The organism is Paraburkholderia sp. UYCP14C, from assembly GCF_004197395.1.
Classification (GTDB): Bacteria; Pseudomonadota; Gammaproteobacteria; order Burkholderiales; family Burkholderiaceae; genus Paraburkholderia.
On record NZ_SELS01000196.1, the window covers coordinates 1 to 2,552 of the forward strand.

Annotated in this window: 1 pseudogene; it reads right to left on the reverse strand. The window is 70.5% G+C overall.

The annotated features are described in order from the left end of the window. Positions 1 to 2,552 (reverse strand): annotated as a pseudogene (locus tag EVC45_RS46000) (Type III effector protein (Skwp5)); the annotation flags it as partial.

A 2,552-nucleotide genomic window follows, 5' to 3' on the forward strand; every position in this document is an offset into this window, starting at 1 on the left:
CCTCACTGGCTAGCCGCAGATCCAGCGCATCCAGGATCGCGTCGTCCGCCTCGATCTGCGCAATCAGGTTCCAGCTCTTTTCCTGCAGGTCCGCCTCGATCGCCGGGCGCGTGCGCTCCAGCGTCTGCCGCACCCACTGCTTCAGCTCCTCGCGCTGCGCCTTGACCGACGCGGGCTCGCCCTCCTTGATGTAGCGCCGCTTCCACTGGCGGGCCACCAGGTTGTACGCCTTGAGGATCTGATACATCGACAGGGCCGGACGGCGGGTGCCGCACGCCTCGTCCCCGTCCTTGAGCGCCAGCGCGGCACCGGCGCCTGCCCCCGGCGCCTGCCGCAGATAGCCGTCGATCTTGCGCGCCGCGAGGGGCTGCAGCACATTGAGCGTCTCCAGTGCCGCCACCCGGTGGCGCCGCAGTTGCGGGCTGCGCGCCAGCGGAAGCAGGCCCATGCACAGGGTGCCCACACTCTCGAGCGGTTCGTCGCGCAGCCCCCCGTCGCGGCACAGCGCCTGGACACGCCCGAGCGCCGCCGTGCCGAGCGGCCGCAGCGCGTCCTGCATGCGCAGCTGCCCGAAGGCCTTGAGCAGCATGCCCAGGGCGCGGCCTTCGGCGCCTGCGAGGCGCTCCGGGCGCAGCTCCAGATGCTGCGCCACCCCATTGAGCACGCTGCGCGCGAGCCCGGCGTCCGGGTCGTCGTCGTCCTGCCCGAGCCGCGCCAGCGCGTTGGCAATCTGCGCGATCTCCCCGATGGTGAACACGCTCCACGCGAGCGGGGGCCGGCCCGGGCGGGACGCCAGCCGCCAGGCCGCCTCACGCAGGCCGCTCTCCTGCGGCCATCGCGACAGGGCATTGAGGCTGCTGGCCACTTCCTGCGCGTTCATCGACTCGCGCAGCCACGCCTCCGAGGCCACGCGACCGGCCAGCCTCAACGCCGCGTCCCGGGCGCCGCCCTCGTCCGGCCACTTCGCGAGGGCATTGAGCGCGTTGGCCACCTCCTGCGCGTTCATCGACTCGCGCAGCCCGGCCTCCGAGGCCACGCGACCGCCCAGGCACAACACCGCTTCACGCGCGCCGGCCTCGTCCGGCCACTTCGCGAGCGCATTGAGCGCGTTGGCCACCTGTTGGGCTTCCATCGACTCGCGCAGGCCTGCATTCAATACCAGACGACCGGCCAGGCGCAGGGCCGCTTCACGCGCGCCGGCCTCGTCCGGCCACTTCGCAAGGGCATTGAGCGCGTTGGCCACCTGTTGGGCTTTCATCGACTCGCGCAGGCCTGCATTCAATGCCAGACGACCGGCCAGCCTCAGGGCCGCTTCACGCACGTCGGCCTCGTCCGGCCACTTCGCGAGTGCATTGAGCGCGTTGGCCACCTCCTGCGCGTTCATCAACCCGCGCAGCCCGGCCTCCGATGCCACGCGACCGGCCAGGCGCAGCGCCGCTTCACGCACGTCGGTCTCGTCCGGCCACTTCGCAAGGGCATTGAGCACGCTGGCCACTTCCTGCGCGTTCATCGACTCGCGCAGCCCGGCCTCCGATATCAGACGACCGGCCAGCCTCAGCGCCGCTTCACGCGCGTCGGCCTCGTCCGGCCACTTCGCGAGGGCATTGAGCGCGTTGGCCACCGCCTGCGCGTCCATCGACTCGCGCAGGCCTGCATTCAATGCCAGACGACCGGCCAGGCGCAGCGCCGCTTCACGCGCGTCGGCCTCGTCCGGCCACTTCGAGAGGGCATTGAGCGCGTTGGCCACTTCCTGCGCGTTCATCGACCCGCGCAACCCGGCCTCCGATATCAGGCGACCGGCCAGCTGTAGCGCGGCTCCTCCCGCATCGGCCTCGTCCGGCCACTTCGCGAGCGCATTCAGGGCGTTGGCCACCGCCTGCGCGTTCATCGACTCGCGCAGTCCGGCCTCCGATATCAGACGACCGGCCAGGCGCAGCGCCGCTTCACGCGCGTCGACTTTTTCCGGCCACTTCGAGAGTGCATTGAGCGCGCTGGCCACTTCCTGCGCGTCCATCGACCCGCGCAGCCCGGCCTCCGATATCAGACGACCGGCCAGGCGCAGCGCCGCTTCACGCGCGTCGACTTTTTCCGGCCACTTCGAGAGTGCATTGAGCGCGCTGGCCACCGCCTGCGCGTCCATCGACTTGCGCAGCCCGGCATCCGAGGTCAGGCGACCGGCCAGGCGCAGCGCCGCTCCACGCGCGTTGTCCTCGTCCGGCCACTTCGCGAGTGCATTGAGTGCGTTGGCCACCGCCTGCGCATTCATTGATTCGCGCAGCCCGGCATTCAATGCCAGGCGACCGGCCAGGCGCAGGGCCGCTTCACGCGCGCCGGCCTCGTCCGGCCACTTCGCGAGTGCATTGAGCACGTTGGCCACCGCCTGTGCGTTCATCGACCCGCGCAGGCGCGCGTCTGTTGCGACGCGCCTGGCCAGTTCCAGTGCTTCTTTCCGGCCCCTGCCATCGTCCGGCCATTTGCTCAGGGCATTGAGCAGATTTGAAATATTCTGTGCGTTCAGCCTCCCGGCCAGGCCGCGCAACCGGACATGCCCG